The organism is Vulcanisaeta sp. JCM 16161 (assembly GCF_001316285.1).
Map to the genome: position 1 here is coordinate 37,018 of NZ_BBDO01000006.1, position 20,802 is coordinate 57,819.

At 46.0% G+C, this 20,802-nt stretch carries 8 protein-coding genes and 10 pseudogenes; 14 read left to right on the forward strand and 4 right to left on the reverse strand.

Annotated elements, in window-relative coordinates; translation table 11 throughout:
* Nucleotides 1–28: 28 nt before the first annotated feature.
* A pseudogene (locus JCM16161_RS08520) lies at nucleotides 29–1,689 on the reverse strand (TCP-1/cpn60 chaperonin family protein).
* 93 nt (nucleotides 1,690–1,782) lie between these two features.
* Here JCM16161_RS08520 and JCM16161_RS08525 point away from each other — a divergent pair.
* Together JCM16161_RS08525 and JCM16161_RS08530 are read left to right on the forward strand one after the other, a co-directional pair.
* Entirely contained in the window at nucleotides 1,783–2,112 is a 330-nt protein-coding gene (locus JCM16161_RS08525; protein ID WP_243670984.1) for a signal peptidase I, read from the forward strand.
* 149 nt (nucleotides 2,113–2,261) lie between these two features.
* Nucleotides 2,262–2,816 (forward strand): GNAT family N-acetyltransferase, encoded by a 555-nt coding sequence (locus JCM16161_RS08530; RefSeq protein ID WP_054855594.1) that lies wholly within the window; start codon nucleotides 2,262–2,264, stop codon nucleotides 2,814–2,816.
* 5 nt (nucleotides 2,817–2,821) lie between these two features.
* Here the strand turns inward: JCM16161_RS08530 and JCM16161_RS08535 are convergent.
* Nucleotides 2,822–4,064: pseudogene (locus JCM16161_RS08535) on the reverse strand (2,3-bisphosphoglycerate-independent phosphoglycerate mutase).
* 49 nt (nucleotides 4,065–4,113) lie between these two features.
* Nucleotides 4,114–4,443, reverse strand: a complete 330-nt coding sequence (locus JCM16161_RS08540) for a divalent-cation tolerance protein CutA (protein ID WP_054855595.1) — start codon at nucleotides 4,441–4,443, stop codon at nucleotides 4,114–4,116.
* 142 nt (nucleotides 4,444–4,585) lie between these two features.
* On the opposite strand from JCM16161_RS08540, the pseudogene JCM16161_RS08545 reads away from it, so the two are divergent.
* The 5 genes and pseudogenes from JCM16161_RS08545 (at nucleotide 4,586) to JCM16161_RS08560 (ending at nucleotide 8,200) form a co-directional block, all read left to right on the forward strand.
* Nucleotides 4,586–5,529: pseudogene (locus JCM16161_RS08545) on the forward strand (aldo/keto reductase).
* Between the two features lie 66 nt (nucleotides 5,530–5,595).
* Nucleotides 5,596–6,212: pseudogene (gene thiE / locus JCM16161_RS08550) on the forward strand (thiamine phosphate synthase).
* An 88-nt stretch (nucleotides 6,213–6,300) separates the two neighbouring features.
* A complete protein-coding gene (locus tag JCM16161_RS08555; protein WP_243670986.1) occupies nucleotides 6,301–6,792 on the forward strand; it encodes a mechanosensitive ion channel family protein in 492 nt (163 codons plus the stop codon).
* Nucleotides 6,768–6,926, forward strand: coding sequence for a mechanosensitive ion channel (locus tag JCM16161_RS17275; RefSeq protein ID WP_243670988.1), 159 nt, complete (start codon nucleotides 6,768–6,770; stop codon nucleotides 6,924–6,926). The genes JCM16161_RS08555 and JCM16161_RS17275 overlap by 25 nt, the downstream gene beginning before the upstream one ends.
* 57 nt (nucleotides 6,927–6,983) lie before the next feature.
* Nucleotides 6,984–8,200 (forward strand): annotated as a pseudogene (locus JCM16161_RS08560) (redox-regulated ATPase YchF).
* 8 nt (nucleotides 8,201–8,208) lie between these two features.
* Here the strand turns inward: JCM16161_RS08560 and JCM16161_RS08565 are convergent.
* On the reverse strand, nucleotides 8,209–9,999 hold the full coding sequence (locus JCM16161_RS08565; RefSeq protein WP_243670990.1) for an arginine--tRNA ligase: 1,791 nt from the start codon (nucleotides 9,997–9,999) through the stop codon (nucleotides 8,209–8,211).
* A gap of 236 nt (nucleotides 10,000–10,235) precedes the next feature.
* Between JCM16161_RS08565 and JCM16161_RS08570 the strand changes: the two are divergent.
* From JCM16161_RS08570 to JCM16161_RS17285, 7 genes and pseudogenes are all read left to right on the forward strand, one after another.
* Nucleotides 10,236–10,507: pseudogene (locus JCM16161_RS08570) on the forward strand (DNA-directed RNA polymerase subunit H).
* A gap of 155 nt (nucleotides 10,508–10,662) precedes the next feature.
* Nucleotides 10,663–14,046, forward strand: a pseudogene (locus tag JCM16161_RS17280) (DNA-directed RNA polymerase subunit B).
* Nucleotides 14,047–14,085: 39 nt separating this feature from the next.
* Nucleotides 14,086–16,757 (forward strand): annotated as a pseudogene (rpoA1, locus tag JCM16161_RS08585) (DNA-directed RNA polymerase subunit A').
* Nucleotides 16,758–16,780: 23 nt separating this feature from the next.
* Nucleotides 16,781–17,932 (forward strand): DNA-directed RNA polymerase subunit A'', encoded by a 1,152-nt coding sequence (gene rpoA2 / locus JCM16161_RS08590; protein ID WP_054855699.1) that lies wholly within the window; start codon nucleotides 16,781–16,783, stop codon nucleotides 17,930–17,932.
* A 63-nt stretch (nucleotides 17,933–17,995) separates the two neighbouring features.
* Entirely contained in the window at nucleotides 17,996–18,307 is a 312-nt protein-coding gene (locus JCM16161_RS08595) for a 50S ribosomal protein L30e (RefSeq protein ID WP_054855596.1), read from the forward strand.
* 5 nt (nucleotides 18,308–18,312) lie between these two features.
* A pseudogene (locus JCM16161_RS08600) lies at nucleotides 18,313–18,766 on the forward strand (NusA-like transcription termination signal-binding factor).
* A gap of 71 nt (nucleotides 18,767–18,837) precedes the next feature.
* Nucleotides 18,838–20,797: pseudogene (locus JCM16161_RS17285) on the forward strand (intein-containing 30S ribosomal protein S12).
* Nucleotides 20,798–20,802 lie beyond the last annotated feature (5 nt).

Genomic DNA, 20,802 nt, shown 5'->3' on the forward strand with positions numbered 1-20,802 from the left:
ACCTAACTTTATGAATGCCAAATTTTTATTATTCAGACTTTGATTCGCTCTCCTCGCCGCTGCTCTCTGTCTTTGACTTGCCAGTACCGCTTGTCTTTGTCTGGGCTGCGGCCACGATATCATCGATCCTGAGTATCATTATTGCGGCCTCAGCGGCGCTCCTAATCACGTGGGTCTTGACCAGGAGTGGGTCAACGACATTTATCTTACTCATATTTGCAACCTTACCGCTTAACACGTCAACGCCGGCATCAACCTCACCTGCATCGTGTCTCCTCCTTAACTCGGCAATTGCATCGACAGGATCTAAGCCAGCGGTTAGGGCTAATATCGTTGGTATGTGTTCAAGGGCCTCGGCAAACTTAAGCACTGCTAACTGCTCCTTGCCAGGTAACTTCCTACCCCACTCCCTGAGTCTCTTTGCAATCTCCATCTCAAAGCTCCGCCGCCGGGCACGATCTTAGGCTCCCTGTATAGGTCCCTAATAACATGTAGTGCGTCCTGCATTGACCTCTCAGCCTCATCAAGTATCCTATCTGCTGCACCCCTGAGTAATATAGTGACTGCCCTTGGGTTGGGGCACTGCTCGACGAATACCATCTTCTCCTCACCAACCTTCCTCTCCTCAACAAGCCCAGCAGTACCAAGGTCCTCAGGCCTTATGTCCTTAATGCTGGTGACGATCTTGGCGCCGGTTGCCTTAGCAAGTTTCTCAATGTCGCTTCTCTTAACCCTCCTAACAGCCATAATGCCCTTCTTAGCCAGGTAGTGCTGGGCAACTTCATCAATACCCTTCTGCGTTATAACAACATTGGCACCAATCTCTGCGAGTTTATCAACGTAGGACTTAAGTATGTTGGACTCTTCCTCGAGGAATGCCTTTATCTGTTGTGGTGATGATACCGATATCTTCGTAGTCCACTCAGGTTTTTCAATCTCAAGTGGTGCGTCTAAGACTGCGATCTTGGCATTAGCAACTCTCTTGGGCATTCCAGGATGCACAACCTCCTTGTCGAGTACAATACCCTGTATTAACTGGGTCTCAAAGAGTGACTGTCCCTTCTTCTTCTCGATCTTAATCCAGTCCAGGTCAAGGTTATACTTATCGCCGATCTTCTCAACGGCTATGGCGGAGGCATCAACCGCGATCTTGGCAAGGTAATCCCTCGCCTCAGCGACAATCTTACTACTTAATGAGTTCATTGCGACAAGGGCTAGTTGGTTCTTATCCTCAACGTTTATTGGCTGTGCAATCTCATTGGCAACCTGTATTGCGTAGTCCATAGCCTTCTTGTAGCCGTCAATTATTATTGTTGGGTGAATACCCTCATCCAGTAACTCCTCTGCGAGCTCTAGTAACCTACCGGCAAGCACCACAGCCGTTGTCGTTCCATCACCAACCTCCGCATCCTGGGCCTTGGCAACCTCAATGAGCAACTTAGCAGCTGGGTGCTGAACCTCCATCTCCTTTAGTATTGCTGCTCCATCACCTGTTATTGTTACATCACCAAAGGCGTCAATAAGCATCTTATCCATGCCCCTAGGCCCTAGGCTTGTTGATAATATCTCGGCAATCACCTTAGCGGCCATTATGTTACTCCTCCTCGCATCTGCGCCGGTTGTTCTTTGTGAGCCCTCCTTAAGAACCATTACTGGAACTCCTCCCCTCTGCTGTGTACCGCTGCTCATCGGCGACTCCGTAAAGCACTTCTATAAAAACCTTTCTTCAAACAAAGCGAGTAAAAAAATAAGTACTACAGAGACCACGCCGACTTAATGGGCATGGGGCATGTGTTAATCATGCTTATTACGGCGTCGTTATTCGTAATACCATGGGCCGTCGTTAGTTCGTACTCCATGGAACCAACACTTGAGGTTGGTGATTTAGTCATAATGATGCCGCCGAGTCAGAACTGCGGCTCCTTACTAAATCACGTAGCCATATACTACTCACCACAGTTTGGCGATTACATAGTACATAGGGTAATAGCTATTAATAATGCGCAGGGATGCACATACATCTTTAAGGGTGATGCAAACCCAGTACCTGATCCGTACCCGGTGCCTCATGGTAATGTAGTTGGTGTTGTTACCTTCGTAATACCCAACTAGGCCTCTTAAGTCTCTCCTATAGGACGTTCACGGCAGCCCTATACATGCTGGGTCTCATTATCTTGGTAATTATTCCAGCATACATACTTGATAAGTGATAATTCCCTAATGAGGAAAAATGTATTAAGTCTCGCGGGTCAGGGATTTTAATGGGGGAGGAGGTTCGGGACGTCACGACTAAACTAAGTGGTCGTGAGTATATAAGGGGTAAGGATGGCAGGGTATTCGTACTTAGGGAGTTCGAGATAACGGACTTAAATACCGTGGTTATGATTAATAGGAGGGTATTACCCGAGAATTATCCTGAGTTCTTCTTTGTTGAGCATTACAGGAGCTTCCCCAAGGCCTTTATAGTGGCTGAGCTTAATGGTAACGTGGTTGGTTACATGATGAATAGGGTTGAATTTGGGTGGAGCTATATCTGGAGGGGTAAACCGACCAGGAAGGGCCACGTAATATCCATAGGCGTATTGCCCGAGGCAAGGAGGTTGGGCATTGCGTATAACATGATGATTAGGGGCATGCGTGCGATGAAGCACTTCTATGGCGCTGAGGAGGTTTATCTAGAGGTTAGGGTTTCAAATACGCCTGCCATTAATCTTTACAAGAAGTTGAATTACAAGATAGTAGACCTGATAAAGGGTTATTATCATGATGGTGAGGATGCCTACATAATGGCCAGGTCACTTGAGGACTTTGAGTAATGCAATTACTCACCAAACTTCTCAAGGGTTCCTAAGTAATTGGCTATGATATTCATAACGTCGACACCCCTAATCCTATTCCAAAAGCCCCTTGCACAGGACCTCTCACTGAATTGGGTCACGTCATCCCTCATAACGTCGGTCCCCACGCCATGAATGGTACTGGGTCACCCGTATGTTCCTTAACGGTTATTGGCGTTGCGTGGTCGCAGGTTATGAATATGTAGGTGTCGCTTGGCGCCTCCTCAAGAAACCTCCTAATACCTGCATCAACTCTCTCAATAATCATAGCCTTACCCCTCGCATCACCATCGTGTGACATCGAGTCTGTAGGCTTCACGTGGACGAATACGAAGTCGTAATTACTCAAAGCCCTGGCTGCTGTTTGGAATGCGGCTATGAAGTCATCATCCTTAGAACCAATATAATTATTAACATTGATGGCATCCATGCCCAATGCCCTACCAATACCTCTAATTAATGCAACACCGGCAATTATTGCGGGCTTAATCTTATACCTGGAACTTAATGGTTCAAAGCTCCTCAATGATCCGGCGCCTCTTAGGAGTACCATGTTTATGGGGCCCTTACCCTCCCTCCTCCTTTTCTCGTTGAACTCAGCCTTGCCTAATTTTTCATAGACAAGCCTTGTAAACTCATTAATGTAATCAGCCGTGATCTTAGCATCACCACTTAGGGCCTTGGCCTCCAAAACCTTAACACCAGTATTATGTGGATCGGTATCACTGACATGTGGTGAAACGTTGCCCCTAAGGACTAGGACACCCCTATGCTCCACGGTTTGTTTATAAACCGCGTCAATACCGTACTTGCTCCTTAATGCTGGTAATACCTCGTTATTAATTATATTTTCTATTTCCCTAACTTCGTCAGCGTCTATATACCTACCACCCTCCTATCAATAACAACCAAGTCACTATTAACGGTGGCCACGTTTGTCCTAAACGCAACATCGCCGGGATTAAGATTCAATCCCGCGCCCAATGCCTCAAACGGGCCTCTACCAGGGTAGTACTTATACGGGTCATAACCAAAAATGGCTAGGTGAGCCGTGTCGCTACCCGGCCTAATACCTGGCGATATTACGTCCATGAGGCCGCAGGAGCCCTCGGCGGCTAGCCTATCAATTGTTGGTTTATTGGCAAATTCCAATGGTGTCTTTCCGCCGAGTTCCTTAACCGGTCGGTCAGCACAACCATCCAGGATAACCAGTAATGCCCTGGGCATATGTAATTACTGAATCAAGCTTAGTTAAAAGCATTTGCCTTAAGTGAGGTTATTTTCGTTCTAAGGTTTCATCAATCCACTTTAAATACTCATTAAGGCCACCAATTATTGGCAGCGCGATAATCTCAGGAACTTTATACGGATGCTTCTCTCTAATGGATCTTACTAAGTCATTAAGTCTGTCCCTTCTTGACTTAATAATAAGCAGTGTTTCACTATCTTCCTCAACCCCTCCCTCCCAGTAATAAATACTCCTTAGCCCATCAATGATGTTCACGCATGCAGCCAACCTATTATTAATGAGCGACCTAGCTATTTCGAAACCAACGTCCTTATTCGGTACAGTGACAAAGACGACTATATAATCCCCCTCACCCATGGCCTACCCCAATAAGTCATCACCCCATCTACTAAAGCATTATCTCACTTATACCATAACCGCATTGTTAATCATGAGCAATAGATAATAAGATGTTAATAATATAACATTTAATAATGTAGTAAATCCAGCGTCATCTTCGATGGAGTACGTAAGTCTTGGCAAGACCGGACTAAGGATTTCAAGAATTGGTCTCGGTGCATGGCAATTTGGTGGTGATGCGTGCCCCTACGAATACGGCATCGCCAAGGAGGTTATTGCAAAGGCCTTTGAACTTGGCATTAATTTCATAGATACTGCGGCCGTCTATGGGCGTGGCCGTAGTGAGGAATTCGTAGGTAGGGCAATTAGGGAGTTGGGAATTAGAGATCACGTTATCATCGCCACTAAGATACCAGGCGATTGGCGTAGGTATGGCGATGTCCTTAAGGCGGCGAGACGAAGTAAGGAGAGGCTTGGCGTAGATGTCATTGATCTTCTCCAGCTTCATTGGCCAGCCTGTTGGCATAACGTCCCAATTTGCGAGACTATGAAGGCGATGGAGAGGTTGGTTGAGGATGGTGTGATTAGGTACATTGGAGTTAGTAATTATCCGCTTCAGTTACTTGAGGCTGCTCGTTCATGCCTTAAGAGGAATGACATAGTAAGTTCTCAGAACAGGTATAACTTAATCGAGAGGGATGTCGAGAAGGAGCTGTTGCCTTATCTGCAACGTGAGGGCATTACGCTCATTGCATGGAGTCCACTGGCGAAGGGCGCGGTCACGGGTAAGTATAGCCTGAGAATAGGCCTAGGGGTGACTTGAGGGAGAATGAGCCGGTGTTTTATCCCGATAATCTTAGGGAGATAAGTACGAAGTTAATCCCGGTAATTAGGGAGTTAGCGAGTAAGTACGGTAAGACAACAGCCCAGGTGGCGCTTAATTGGATTATAATGCATGACAATGTTGTGCCAATACCCGGGGCTAAGAATGCGGTGCAGGTCGCAGAAAATGCAGGCGCAGCTGATTGGAGGTTAAGTGAGGAGGACTTTAGAAGACTCGATGAAGCTAGCAGGTCCTTAGCCATAACATACGTTACCTGGTAATCAACTAGGCAGCGCAGTGATAATTGAGTTTAGTTTATTTAGTACTTATTAGGGATGTACCATTGTATGAGACTCCCCCGGGGAATCTATGGTATAACGGATACAAGCTACACCATAAAGAATCACGTAGATGCCGCTAAGGCATTCCTAGAGGGTGGTGTTAGGATCGTTCAGTATAGGCGTAAGGAGGGCAGTATTAGGATTATGCTTGAGGAGGCTAAGGCAATTAGGAGGCTTTGTAGTGAGTATGGCGCAGTGTTCATAGTTGATGATAGGGTTGACGTAGCAATACTTAGTGATGCGGATGGGGTTCACGTGGGGCTTGACGATGCGCCTGTTGATGAGATTAGGAGGAGGTTTGGTGGTTTGATAATTGGGGCTAGTGCAAGTACCGTTGATGAGGCAATTCAGGGTGAAAGGGCTGGTGCTAACTACATAGGTGCTGGCTCGGTATTTCCGAGCCAACCAGACCTGACTATAGGATAACAGGGCTAGAGGGATTGAGGAATATCGTCAGGTCGGTCAACATACCTGTCTACGCCATAGGCGGTATAACACTCGAGAGCATACCAGCAATTAAGGCAACCGGCGCCTGGGGTGCGGCAGTAATTTCAGGAATACTCGCCGCTAAGGACCCCGTCAAGATGGCTAGGGCATTTGTTGAAGCTTGGGAAAGCGCGTAGTTCTTTCTATTAACGTAGTTCTATACTTAATTCATGGAGTATTCTTACTGAATTTAGCAAATAAAACGTGGCAACTACTACACCTGAAATGAGTAGAAAGGAGGTCGCTAGGCACTATGCTAATGCTATAGTTAAGCTCGTAATATATATAGTCGTGTACGTTGTTGTGGCCGCAATAGTTCACTGGATAATAGTAACTTTACTGCCGATGTTCCACGTAAATATTAAGCCATATGAAGGCTATGTGAACGTACTACTCGCTTTGGCCTTTGGTTACTTAATCGTGTCTGCCTTCGCCGACGTTATTTACTGGTCTATGAGGTTTAGGTATGATCACCCAACTGCTAGGGCTATGAGGAATGTATTCCTGCTAATAGGTATTGGTGCGTTAGTTGCTGGTATCGCAGGTGCCATTGGTGGTGGGATTGCCGGCGTGGCTGTCGGTGGCTTCCTCGGCATTGTGATTGGCTTTGCCGTTCAGCAGGTCCTTGGGCAGGCGGTGGCCGGGCTCTTCCTGTTATTGCTAGGCCGTTTAAGATTCATGATCATGTTAATTTGCTTGGTGAGGATGGTATTGTGAATGATGTGGCTATTCTATTTACTGAGGTTCTTAAGAGTGATGGTAGTAAAGTCCTGATACCAAATAACTCAATAATTGGTAACAAGATATACATACTGCCCAAGCAGCAGCCTCAGCAGCAACAACAGAAGTGATTCATTGGGTTAAGATACAATATTAAATTTATTAATTGGTATATTCTCTTATTCCTCGTGCCATTACAGAGCCATGTCCAGATTGGTATTGTTGGTAAGCCTAATGTTGGTAAATCTACGTTCTTCGCCGCAGCGACCATGATTGACGTTAAGATTGCGCCATACCCATTCACCACCATTGAGCCTAATGTGGGTATTGGGTATGTCAGGATACCCTGCGTGTGCAGGGACTTGGGCGTTAAGGATAATCCCAGGAATTCAATATGCATTGATGGTAATAGGTTCATACCCGTGGAGTTAATCGACGTTGCCGGCCTGGTTCCCGGGGCTTGGCAGGGTAGGGGCTTAGGTAATCAATTCCTTGATCACTTGAGAAGAGCCCCCGTGCTTATCCACGTTGTTGATATGGCGGGCGCTACGGACGAGGAGGGTAGGTTAGTTAAGCCTGGTTCTCATGATCCGCTGGTTGATATTGAGTTTCTTAGTAATGAGGTTACCATGTGGATGGTACAAATGCTCAGTAAGGATTGGGATAAGTTGGTTAGGCTTGTGGATTATGCAAAGAAGCCACTGCTAGACGTACTGTATGATAGGTTTAGCGGGTTAGGCATAACCCAGGCGCAGATAAGTGATGCCCTCACTAAGTTAGGCCTCGATAAGAAGCCCCTCAGTAGGTGGAGTGGTGATGATGTTAAGGGCTTCGTGTCAATGCTCAGGGAGTTGAGTAAGCCCATGGTCATTGCGGCAAATAAGATGGATATTCCCGAGGCCGAGGATAATTATAAGAGGGTTATTAAGGAGGTCGGTAATAGGTATAGGGTTATCCCCGTGAGTGCTGATTATGAGCTCGCACTTAGAAGGGCGGCTAAGGCGAATCTGATTAAGTACATACCTGGGATGATGACTTTGAGGTTATCTCGAATAATTTAACGAAGGCTCAAAGGGATGCCCTGGAGAGGATTAGGGACTTCATGCATAAGTGGGGTGGTACTGGCGTCATTAAGGCGTTGAATACTGCCGTGTTCGATGTCCTAGGCATGATTGCGGTTTACCCAGTGGCAGATGAAAGGAGGTTTACTGATACGGAGGGTAATGTGTTACCGGATGTCTTATTACTACCTAAGGATGCTACGGTACTGGATTTGGCTAGGGAAATCCATAGCGAGATTGCCGAGAGGGCTATCACGGGTGTTGACGCCATTACTGGCAAGAGACTTGGCGTTAATTCAAGGCTTTGGCATAGGGCTGTCGTGAAGATCTACATATCAAAGTGAGCGGTTTCCTACATCCTCCTTAATCGAGGTATACCGAGTATGTCCATGGCATTACCAAGCACTGTTCTCACGGCATTCACAAGGTTTATCCTAAACTCCCTAATGCCGGGCTCGGCATTGAGCACGGGGTACTTCTCATAATAACTATTGAATACCAGGGATAGCCTATTTACATACTCAATTATGTTCTCAAGTCTTAATTCCTGGGCAGCCCTGGCAATGACCTCAGGATACTCACCAAGTAACAGTATTAATTCCCTCTCCTCATTAGCGATATTGTTGGGTATTTGCGTAAGCCTGGGAATATCACCAGCCTTCTCGAGTATTCCGTTAGTCCTTACGTATGTGTACTGAACAAATGGACCACTATTCTGTCTCAAATTCAGCACCTTATCCCATGAGAATGTCAATGGCTTATTCGGGCTTACCGATAGAAAGGAGTACCTAATCGCGCCGACCGCCACCGCCTCTGCCACCTTATCAGCCTCATCGGGCGAAAACCTGCCCTTTACAATCTCCATAACCCTATCCTTGGCCTCATTCAGCAACTCATCAAGTGATACGTAAACCCCCTTTCTACCGCTCATTTTCATTCCAGCCAGGTTAACCATCTCATAGGAGTAATGAATGAGCTTCTTAGCCAGGTCCTGATACCCCATCGCGTACAACGCCAGCCTAAGTTGTGCCTGTGGGTGTGCCTGCTCAGAGCCGATAACCCTTATCAACTTATCAAACTTGAAATTATCCCAGAACCAGAGGGCGTAGGCAATATCCCTCGTTAGGTATAGGCTTGTTCCGTCGCTCCTGAGGAGCGTGGCCTTCGGTATGTACCTAGGTAGTTTAAGCTCGTCCCAAAGCCCAAGGTCCTGGGCATACTTATCAGCCCTAAACACCAATGCGCCATTATCCCTCTCGATGTATTGTGGAGCCCTCCTAAGCAATTCATTGATTACCCTGGAAACACCACCGTTATCCACGGCAACCTCGCTCTCGAAATCCCACGAATCAAAACCTATTCCAAGCCTATCCAGTGTTATCCTGAAGCCCCTAAGCACTATGTCAACGGCCTCCCTAATGACCTTCCTAACGAACTCATCACCCTCCTCATAAGCCCTTGACCACTGCTTAACCATTAATGGGAGATCCTCAAACTTACTCAATCCCTTAAGCAAGGTCTCAGTAAGCTCCTTATCCCTCTCCATGAAGTTATTAATTACGGAGACCCACTCATCCCTCTCGCCAATTAGCTTATTGGCATCCTCATACTTACCCTCATTCTTAAGCTGCTCAATCTGCTTGCTCAATCTCTTAATCTCGCTTACTGCATAGGTTACTGAATAGATTATGCCCATTACATCATCAGGTTTCCAACCACTATTAACTCTATTAAGCACGAGGTCCTTAGCCACGTAATAGCCAATGCCGACATACGGCATTTGGTCACCACAATCATTAACGTAGAAGTGAACCCTAACTGAGGCACCACAGAAGCGTAGTAACCTCGCCAATGAGTCTCCAAGCACCGCGTTCCTACCATGACCAATATGCATTGGCTTAGCAGGGTTCGCACTTGTATGTTCTATTACATAGCTACCTGTTGGGCACTTATCACTAAGGCCGTACCTATTACCCAAGTTATTAATTGATGATAATACTATGTTTGCATAATTCCTTATATCAATATCAATGTTTAAATAGCCATTAACTAATATGGTTCTATTTATTAATTTTAATTGAGGTATTATCTTATTATTTATTATTTCGTCAATATTCTTATGCTCCCTCACAATGCTATGCATTGGAATTGCTAGATAACCGTACTGCGGCGGCGCCTTATTACTTCATTAATGTACTTAGTCGTATCAATTCCGATTTCTGCGCTTAAAAGTTCAAGGAGCTTTTGGACGTCCCTAATCACTTCATTATATGGATTACTCATTCAAGAATTGTTATAACCTCTAACTATTAAATGTTTTAATGCTGTTGATTAGGTCTTGGTGTAAGGCTTATATAGCCTTATGATGAGCGCAACATCGTGAGTTCAGGAGGTAGGAGGAGGAAGACTGAGGAGCGTTTTAGGAGGATTCTTGAGCATGAATACATGCCTAAGGCCGAGATTGTGCCTAAGGAGGAGGTTAAGGAGATTCTTAAGCAGTTGAATGCTAAGGTTTTCCAGCTTCCATGGATTAGGGCGAGCGATCCATTGGCCAGGGCCATAGGCGCTAAGCTGGTAACGTAATTAGGATAATCAGGAAGTCCGACACAGCAGGCGAGTTCGTTACGTATAGGTTCGTGGTTCCAGGCTGATATACAAAGCAATTTAAATAGGCCCTTTATAAGAGGGTAAGAGCATGATTATTCAGTCTATGGATAAACATCCTGGAAAAAAAGAGTTTAAATATTGATTTTGCATGGGGTGATTAATCATGCCAACGGATAATCCTAACATTGAGCATGGTAAGATGCTGAACTCAGTGCCAATACCAATCCTAAGGTCTAAGAGGGCTTACACGGCATTCCCATCATCAGACGATAGGTGGGAGTTGGTAAGGGCATTCATTAGGGAGGGCGGCCTCGTTAGGCATCAGATTGATTCATTCAATGACTTTGTGGAGAAGAAGCTGCAGGAGATTGTTAATGAGAACAGCATAATCGAGACAGAGGTTAAGGGTCTCTACATAAAGCTTGAGAGGATTGAGGTTGGGAAGCCAAGGGTTAGGGAGGCAGACGCAAGTGAACACATACTCTACCCAATGGAGGCTAGGCTCAGGAACCTAACCTATGCAGCACCGCTTTACCTAACGATGGTGCTTTATGTGAATGATGAGGAGGTTGATAGGCAGAAGGTCTACATCGGCGACCTACCAATAATGGTTAGGTCAAAGTTCTGCAACTTATATGGGCTTAAACGGCAGGAATTAATCAGTAAGCTTGAGGACCCGGATGACCCAGGCGGTTACTTCATCATTAATGGTAGTGAGAGAGTCATAGTCTCCCAAGAGGATTTGGCTCCAAATAAGCCGTTTTACGACAAGGGTGACAAGGCTAGCATTACCCACGTAGCCAAGGTAATATCGATTGGCGCTGGTATAAGACTACCGTCACGGTCGAGAGGCATAAGGACGGCATTATATACGTGACATTCCCTGCAATAGCCACCAGGATACCATTCCCAATAGTAATGAGGCGCTTGGCCTAGAGACGGATGAGGACATAGTGCTTGCGGTGAGCGATGACCCTGACATACAGAATGAATTATTACCTTCACTTCAATTCTCCGTTCAAATCGCCAGCACGGTTGATGACGCGCTGGACTTCATAGGCAGTAAGGTAGCCATTGGGCAGCCCAGGGAGGTTAGGATTGAGAGGGCGAAGCAGGTTCTTGATAAGTACTTCCTGCCTCACCTGGCACTACCGAGGATGCCAGGATAAGGAAGGCATTGATGGTTGGGCAGATGGTTAAGGGAGTAATTGAGATGTACCTTGGGCGTAGGCAGCCCGATGATAAGGACCACATAGCCAACAAGAGGGTTAGGCTCGTTGGTGACCTAATGGCTCAGTTGTTTAGGGCCGTGTTTAGGCAGGTGATTCAGGACATTAGACAACAACTGGAGAGGCATTATTCGAGGGGTAAGATACCGAGCTTAGTTACGCTTGTTAGGGCAGACATAATAACTGAGAGGATAAGGCATGCATTGGCCACGGGTAACTGGATAGGCGGTAGGACAGGAGTGTCGCAGATGCTTGATAGGACCAACATCATGTCAACACTAAGCCACTTGAGAAGGGTCGTTTCTAATCTAAGCAGGACACAACCTCATTTCGAGGCCAGGGACTTACACCCAACCCAGTGGGGTAGGCTTTGTGCAATTGAGACTCCTGAGGGCCAGAACTGCGGCTTGGTGAAGAACCTGGCATTACTAGCCACAATAACAGTCGGTGTTGATGAGAATGAGGTCGAGAAAATGCTTTATGACTTAGGCGTTGTACCAATACTGAAGGCTAGGAAGGAGGGTGTTAAGGGTACTGAGGTTTACCTGAATGGTAGGTTAATAGGCATTCATACAGAGCCTGATAAGTTGGTTAGTACGATTAGGGAGATGAGGAGGAGGGGGCAGATTAATCATGAGATTAATGTTGCTAGGATAAGGAATGAGTACCTTGATGAGGTTAGGGTTAACTGTGACGGTGGTAGGCTTAGAAGACCATTAATAATCATTGATAACGGAAAGCCAAGACTAAGGCCCGAACATATTGAGAAGTTGAGGAAGGGTGAGTGGACTTGGAGCGACCTGATTAGTAATGGCATAATTGAGTACCTTGATGGTGATGAGGAGGAGAATGCCTGGTGGCCATTAACCCCGAGGAGGACATGAGTAAGTACACACATATGGAGGTAATACCGTCAGTCATGATTGGTGCCGTGGCATCCATAATACCGTACGCAGAGCACAACCAATCACCCAGGAATATCTATGAGGCTGCAATGGCGAAGCAGAGTCTCGGATTCCCAGCTGCTAATTACAGGTTTAGAATGGATAGTAGGGGTCACCTACTTATTTATCCTGAGAGGCCGTTGGTAATAACGAGGGGAATAGAGCTTAATGGCTACTTAGAGAGGCCGGCAGGGCAGAACGCGGTGGTTGCGTTATTAACATACACGGGCTATAACATGGAAGATGCCGTTATACTGAATAAGTCAGCCATTGAGAGGGGTATGTATAGGAGCGTATTCTTTAGAACATACGAAACAGAGCAGATGAGGTACCCAGGTGGTGAGGAGGATAGGATAGAAATACCGTCTGCCGAGGTCAGGGGTTATAAAGGACCTGAGGCCTACGCTCACCTAGATGAGGATGGTATCGTATCACCTGAGGTATTTGTTTCGGGCGGTGAGGTGCTGATAGGCAAGACATCACCGCCGAGGTTCTATGGCGTATATACAGAAACAGTGGTATCCAGCGCTAGGAGGGATTCGTCAATAACCGTTAGGCGTGGTGAGAAGGGCATTGTCGATAGTGTGGTGGTTACGGAAACTAACGAAGGCTACAAGCTCGTTAAGGTTAAGGTCAGGGAGTTGAGGGTGCCGGAGCTTGGTGATAAATTCGCCAGTAGGCATGGGCAGAAGGGTGTCATGGGCATGATGATACCAATGCAGGACATGCCATTCACAGAGGATGGAATAACACCAGACATAATAGTTAATCCACATGCATTACCGAGTAGAATGACCGTTGGCCAACTACTTGAGTCCATGGCTGGTAAGGTCGCGGCATTGAGGGGCGTCATGATTGATGCAACGCCGTTTGAGGGCGTGACTGAGGAGGAGCTCAGAGACTTGCTCATTAGGTCTGGCTTTAGGTGGGATGGTAAGGAGGTCATGTATAGTGGATTGACCGGTAGGAGCTTGAGCCGACATATTCATTGGCGTTGTTTATTATCAGAAGCTTCACCATATGGTTGCTGATAAGATACATGCTAGGGCGAGGGGTCCCGTACAGATACTGACTAGACAACCAACGGAGGGTAGGTCTAGGGAGGGTGGTCTCAGGCTTGGTGAGATGGAGAGGGATGTATTGATAGCCCATGGTGCAGCCGCCCTACTTAGGGAGAGACTTGTTGAGTCCAGTGATAAGTATGTTATGTATGTCTGCGAGGATTGCGGCATGATTGCTTGGTATGACTCCAATAAGGGTAAGCCTGTTTGTCCAATACACGGTGATAAGGGTAGGATTGCGAGGGTTGTTGTGCCCTATGCATTTAAATTATTGCTCCAGGAATTAATGAGTCTAGGTATTTACCCAAGGATTGAGGTGGGTGATCTAATTGAGGAGAGGAGGGCCTGATAAGGTTTATTTAATTGTTGGTCAGGGAGGTGGTGAGGGATGGTAGCCCAGACCGAGAAGGTATCCGTTAGGGAGGAGGAAATACCGCTTAAGGCCATAAAGGCCATTAAATTCTCGATTCTCTCGCCGGACATCATAAGGTCGATGTCCGTCATGGAGATAACGACGTCGGAGACCTATGATGAGCTGGTAGGCCGATGGTCGGTGGATTAATGGATAGGAGATTAGGCGTTGTTGAGCCTGGTGCCAGGTGCGAGACCTGTGGCAATCCACCCGATAAGTGCCCTGGGCATTTCGGTAGGATAGAGCTCGCAAGGCCGGTAATACATGTTGAGTATGCTAAGTATATCCATGACCTGCTTAGGACAACCTGTAGGGAATGCGGTAGGATATTATTAACGGACGAGGAGATCGAGAAGTATAGTAAGAGGTTGGCTAGGCTGAGGGTTAGGTGGAAATTGCTTGCCGATAGGCTTATTGAGAGGATTAGGAAGAAGGCCATGGAGAGGACCGTATGCCCACATTGCGGTGCTAAGCAGTATAAGATTAGGTTTGAGAGGCCGTACACGTTCTATGAGGAGAAGGAGAATGGTGTCTTGGAGAAGCTTGATCCAATGAAGATTAGGGAGAGACTTGAGAAGATTCCAGACAGCGACCTGGAGTTATTGGGTTGGGATCCGAAGTTCGCAAGGCCTGAGTGGGCGATTTTAACGGTATTACCTGTACCGCCACCGCAGGTTAGGCCCTCAATACAGCTAGAGACAGGGCAGAGGAGTGAGGATGACTTGACGCATAAGCTCGTTGATATTGTTAGGGTCAATGAGAAGCTTAGAACGGCCATTGACTCAGGCGCGCCAAGTAGTGTGGTTGATCAATTATGGGACCTACTCCAGTATCACGTGGCCACCTACTTCAATAATGAATTACCAAACCTACCACCAGTCAAGCATAGGAGCGGTAGGCCACTAAAGACCCTGGCCCAGAGGCTTAAGGGTAAGGAGGGTAGATTCAGGGGAAGCCTATCAGGTAAGAGGGTTGACTTCTCATCAAGGACCGTAATCAGCCCAGATCCCAACCTAAGCATCAATGAAGTTGGTGTCCCAATAGACGTTGCTAAGATATTAACGGTACCTATGACGGTTACTGAGTGGAATCTCGAACTGGCTAGGCAGTTGGTGCTTAATGGTCCTGAGGTATGGCCTGGCGCCAATTACGTGATTTACCCAGACGGTAGAAGGGTTGACCTTAGGTACTTCAGGGATAGGCGTGAACTGGCCAATAAGCTGGCCCCTGGATTCATAGTTGAAAGGCACTTAATGAATGGAGACATTGTGCTATTCAATAGACAGCCAAGTCTACATAGGATGTCGATGATGGGCCACATAGTTAGGGTATTGCCTGGCAGGACCTTTAGGCTTCATCTAGCTGTTTGCCCGCCATATAACGCGGACTTTGATGGGGATGAGATGAACCTACATGTGCCGCAGAATGAGGAGGCTAGGGCTGAGGCTAAGACGTTGATGCTTGTTCAGAATCACATAATAACGCCTAGGTATGGTGGGCCAATAATAGGTGCTAGGCAGGACTACATAACGGGCGGTTACCTATTAACTAGGAAGGACACATTCATAAATAAGGAATTGCTCATGTACCTACTGGCCGCGGCTAATTATGATGGTGAAATTGATGAGCCGGCCATAATGCACCCGAAGGAGCTTTGGACGGGTAAACAAGTCATATCAATGCTCCTGCCCAAGGACCTAAACTGGGTTCAACCAACGGCAATTAAGGAGAGTTGCAAGGATCCATACAACTGCTACACAGATGAGTACATAATAGTGATTAATGGTTATATGGCCACTGGAGTCCTGGATAAGAAGTCCATTGGTGCTGAGCAGGTTGACTCGCTATGGCACGTAATAGTTAAGAGGTACGGCAATGACTATGCAAGGAAGTGGGTCGACTCAATACTAAGGGCGTTACTCAGGTTCCTAGACCTTAGGGGATTCTCGATGGGTATCGATTCACTGGAGATGCCACCCGAGAGCTATAGGGAGCTTGAGAAGCTCTATGAGGAGAGTGAGAGGAAGGTCCTTGATTACATACAGAGGTTTAGGGAGGGTAAGCTTGAGGCTGAGCCTGGCTTAACGGTTGAGGAGACATTAGAGAATGACATAACGATAGAGTTAAGCGTGTTAGGGAGGCCGCAGCCCGTGTTGCTGAGAAGTATATCAATAAGGACGGTGAGGCGTACATAATGGCTAAGACAGGCGCCAGGGTAGTATTGTCAATATAACGCAGATGGTGGCTATGATTGGTCAACAGACAATAAGGGGTGAGCGCTTTAAGAGGGGATTCACTGGAAGGACTACGGCTCATTTCGAACCTGGTGACCTCGGCCAATAGCTAAGGGATTCGTTAGGGACAACTTCAAGGTGGGCTTATCACCGATTGAGTTCTTCTTCCATGCAGCTGGTGGTAGGGATGGCCTAGTGGATACTGCCGTCAGAACAGCCCAGAGCGGCTACATGCAGAGGAGGCTCATTAATGCATTGCAGGATATTTATGTTGCCTATGATGGAACTGTGAGGAACGCCTCAGGCTCCATAATACAGACTAAGTATGCTGAGGATGGTATTGACGTTAGTAAGAGCGACCACGGAAGGCTTAATTTAGATGAGATATTTAGGAGGGCAGGCATTAATAGGTGATGGGTATGGCTGAGGCGAGGAACGTGGTATCGCAGGAGGAGTTGAATAACATATTAGCCCAATTAGCTAATATACTGCCTCCAAGGATTATTGATGAACTGAGAAACAAGTTATCAGGCGTGGAAATAACTAGGGAGCAATTAGCGAGATTAGTTAAGATATTGGTTGATGAGTACTATAAAATGCTTATTGATCCAGGAGAGGCTATTGGCATTGTTACTGCGCAATCTGTTGGTGAGCCAAGCACACAGATGATCCTTAGGTCATTCCACTTCGCAGGGCTTAGGGAGTTCTCGATGGCGCTTGGTTTACCAAGAATGATAGAACTCGTTGATGCCAGGAGGAAGCCGTCGGTACCCATGATGACGATATACCTAGATGAAGAGCATAGGAATGACCCGAACAAGGCTCAGGAGGTTGCCTATAAGATCCAGTTAACGACGATAGAAAACGTTACCAAGAGTGTTGAGGTTGATTACATAAATTCACAAATAACCATTGAGATTGACGAGGATGAACTTAAGCAAAGGGGTTTGAGTATGGAGGATGTTAGGAAGGTTGTGGAGAGGATTAAGGGTAAGGGTGCCCAGGTGGAAATTGAGGGTAATGTCATTAGGATCACGTTAGAGGAGGCCGACATAATAAAGCTAAGGAGAATTAGGGATAAGGTGATGCAGACCAGGCTTGCCGGTATTAAGAATGTTAAGAAGACCCTAGTTAGGTATAAGGATGGTGAATGGATAATAGAGACTGAGGGTACGAACCTGGAGGCAGTCCTCACAATAGACGGGGTTGATTATAGGAGGACGATATCCAACGATATTCATGAGGTTGCGGAGGTATTGGGCATAGAGGCTGCAAGGACAGTCATTATGAGGGAGTTGAAGAAGGTTCTTGACCAGCAGGGTTTGGACACGGATATTAGGCACCTAATGCTTATTTCCGACGTAATGACTTGGACAGGCAGGGTTAGGCAGGTTGGTAGGCATGGCGTTGTTGGTGAGAAGGAAAGCCCGCTGGCCAGGGCTGCCTTTGAGGTTACGGTTAAGAACCTCGTCGAGGCCTCAATTAAGGGTGAGTTGGAGAGCTTCAGGGGTGTTGTCGAGAGCGTTCTTGCTGGTAAGTACATACCGATTGGCACAGGTATTGTTCAGTTGCTAATGGAATTCGAGTAAAATAATACCTAGGCCTATCGTTGGCATTAGGTTTAAATAGGGTTTTTTTCAGGGCTGTCTTGAATGATTGATATTTCACGAGAACTACAGGTTGCGTTGAACACGGGTAAGGTAATGCTTGGTTATAGGAAATCGCTTAAGGCGGTAATTGACGGTTCAGCAAAACTGGTAATACTAGCGTCTAATGCGCCGGCTGATGTCATGAACACAGTACAGTACTATGCAAAGTTATCAAATGTGCCTGTGTATGTGTTTCAGGGATCAAGCTGGGACCTTGGTGCAGCCGTTAGAAAGCCCTTTAAGATCTCGACAATAGCCATAATTGATCCAGGAGAAAGCAATATATTGGCTTTAGTAACACAACGTACTGGGTGATCATAATGCCAAGCATTAGATTAACAGAAGAGGAAATTCGATATGTAGCGTTGTTTGAAAAAAATAACTGGAATAACACCAAGGGATACGGTAATAGACCCTCAATACAACAGAATAATATTTATAGTTGATAAGAATTTCGCACCACTTGCTGTTGGTAAGAATGGTATTAATATTAGGAAACTGAAGGAATTAACGGGTAAGGATGTCGAGGTTGTTGAGTATGGAGAGACTCCGGAGGAACTTATTAAAAACAGCCTTTACCCAGCGAGGGTCCTCTCAGTTAAAATAACGAAGTTACCCAATAATGGAAGTATAGCCATAGCCACGGTACACAATGAGGACAAGGCAATAGCAATAGGTAGGCAGGGAAGGAACATAAATAGAGCCAAGTTATTAGCTAAGCGGTACTTCGATATTGATAAAATAAAGATAGTATCACCAGAACAAAGCCAGTGACGTGAGGAAAAAGTAAATAAGCACTTAAATCACGGTGATAGCAATGCCCGGTAAAAAAATCACCACTTGGCATGTTTGCTGCCAGGGGATTGAAGGAGAAGAGGAAGAGGTTCAGGTGGAGCGACACGTACTATAAGAGGAGAATGCTAGGCATAGCCAAGAAGTTTGACCCGTTAGAGGGAGCACCAATGGCTAGGGGGATAGTCCTTGAGAAGGTCGGCGTGGAGGCAAGGAAACCAAACGCTGCCGTGAGGAAGTGCGTGGCTCCAGACACGTTGATTAATTTAACGCCCAGGGTGGCTACTAAGATAATAAATTTGATTGATAAGTGGCATGAGATATCAATAATTCATTTTAATAGGGATTCTAAGTTAATCGAGCCCACGCATCTTATAGATTTTTTTCCATATAGGATCTGAGGAATTTAAGGAAGACGGTGTTTATGAATTAAAGACACTTTACGGTAGGAGGATAATAGCTAGTGGAGACCATCCTATATATACGAGCAAGGGAGTGGTGCCGTTAAAGGAGGTTAGGCCTGGTGATTACGTGGCTGTATATCCAAGGGAGCCCATTGAAGCCTACGCCCTCAGTGATGATAGGGTTATACTAACCGAGGACGATATTAAGAGGGTAGCACCGCCCAATTCTAAGGTTGATGATATAATAAACAAGCTTAAGGGGCTCGGGTTACTGCCACTTAAATATAATAATAGGAATATTTATAGACTTGCACGACTCGTTGGTCACTTATTTGGTGATGGCTCATTAAGCTATGCCAGGGGTGGCAATGGTTACGAGGGTAAGGTGGCGTTTAGCGGAGATCCCGCTGACCTTGAGGATATCATTAATGATGTTATTGAGTTGGGGTTTAAGCCATCAAAGGTCAAGGAGTATAATCGTGAGAGTATCGTTACTTGGAGCGATGGTCAAGTTCAAGTAATTAGTGGTAAATCATACGTTGTTTTTGTTAATTCAATAACGTTATTCGTACTACTTAAGGCGCTGGGAGTCCCTGTAGGTGATAAGGCATTACAGGCATATAGAGTCCCTGAGTGGATAATGAAGGCGCCACTGGATGTTAAGGCTGAGTTCTTAGCGGCATACTTTGGTAGTGAATTAGAAAAACCGCGGGTAGAGAAAAATGGTAAGACGTTCCAGCCATTGTCATTAGTAATCCATAAGGCAGAGAGTTTAGTGGATAATGGTGTTGCCTTCTTAAACGACATCAGAACACTACTTAATGAATTTGGCATAGAGACAACCCCCATAACTATTAACGAAGGTGTCATTAGGAGAGATGGCATTAAGACCGTTAGGTTGAAATTCACGATACTCAGCAGGACTGAGAATCTATTAAGGTTCTTTGGAAGAATTGGCTATGCATACAATAGAGAACGTGATTCATTAGCGGTATTAGCATATGAGTACTTACGTAGGAAGACCATGATTTGGCAACACTACGTAAGGGCTTATGAATTAACCAAGAAATTATTGGCCGAGGGACATGACTGGCACAGCATTATTAAGGCAGTAAGAAGCGCTGGGTATAAGGTTAATAAGGCTACGATTTACAAATGGGTGAGGGGTATTAAGAATGATCATTACGTAGGTAAGACCGCTAGAATACCACCATTTGGTAAATGGGTTATTGAGAACACACTGGGACTAGGCAGTTCAGGCCTTGTATGGGATATCGTTACTGAAGTTAAGCCCGTTGAATGGAATGATAGACTTTGGGATGTAACCACAGAAAGTCCTTACCACAACTTCATTGCTAATGGTTTAGTAACTGGTAACTGTGTCAGGGTCCAAATAACTAAGAATGGTAAGGTGGTCACGGCGTTCGTGCCTTGGGATGGTGGGTTGAACATAATAAATGAGCATGATGAGGTAATAATCGAGAGAATAGGCGGACCTGAGGGTAGGGCTTATGGAGATCTACCGGGTGTTAGGTTTAGGGTTATAATGGTTAATGGGGTCAGCCTGAAGGCAATATTGCAAGGAAAGAAGCAGAAACCCGTTAGGTAATTTTT

What these genes read in the sequence shown, in the direction of transcription:
- JCM16161_RS08525 (WP_243670984.1), top strand. Translation starts at nt 1,783, where the DNA reads ATGGGGCATGTGTTAATCATGCTTATTACGGCGTCGTTATTCGTAATA.
- JCM16161_RS08530 (WP_054855594.1), top strand. Translation starts at nt 2,262, where the DNA reads ATGGGGGAGGAGGTTCGGGACGTCACGACTAAACTAAGTGGTCGTGAG.
- JCM16161_RS08540 (WP_054855595.1), bottom strand. Translation starts at nt 4,443, where the DNA reads ATGGGTGAGGGGGATTATATAGTCGTCTTTGTCACTGTACCGAATAAG.
- JCM16161_RS08555 (WP_243670986.1), top strand. Translation starts at nt 6,301, where the DNA reads ATGAGTAGAAAGGAGGTCGCTAGGCACTATGCTAATGCTATAGTTAAG.
- JCM16161_RS08565 (WP_243670990.1), bottom strand. Translation starts at nt 9,999, where the DNA reads ATGCATAGCATTGTGAGGGAGCATAAGAATATTGACGAAATAATAAAT.
- JCM16161_RS08595 (WP_054855596.1), top strand. Translation starts at nt 17,996, where the DNA reads ATGATTGATATTTCACGAGAACTACAGGTTGCGTTGAACACGGGTAAG.